Source organism: Arthrobacter sp. SIMBA_036, assembly GCF_046535135.1.
Classification (GTDB): Bacteria; Actinomycetota; Actinomycetes; order Actinomycetales; family Micrococcaceae; genus Arthrobacter.
Genome location: NZ_JAWRXG010000176.1, coordinates 1 through 271, shown reverse-complemented (window position 1 = coordinate 271; position 271 = coordinate 1). Strand labels below are relative to the sequence as shown.

Here is a 271-nt window from a genome sequence, read left to right as displayed (position 1 = left end):
AGCGTAACCGGATTTTTACAGGTGTTGCCGTGCTTGCCTTCGATGCCGGGATGCTGCGGGCGATATGGGATGCCGCATCCCTCGGAGCAGGTTCGACAGTCAGCTTCTTTCGACGTGACGGAAAACTGATCGCCAGGCATCCCGAAGCAAGAGATGTGGTTGATCTCGGCAACTACGTGCTTTTCACCGACTATATGCGAAAGGCAACGGCGGGCACCTACATATCGGCATCGCCTGTCGACGGTGTCACCAGGCTCGTCGGCTACCGGAT

General features: G+C 57.2%; 1 protein-coding gene. It reads left to right on the top strand.

From position 1 onward, the window contains the following. Window positions 1–29: 29 nt before the first annotated feature. Window positions 30–271, top strand: a 242-nt coding sequence (locus SB659_RS19555) for a hypothetical protein (protein WP_410551605.1), incomplete at its 3' end; no start/stop codon positions are given.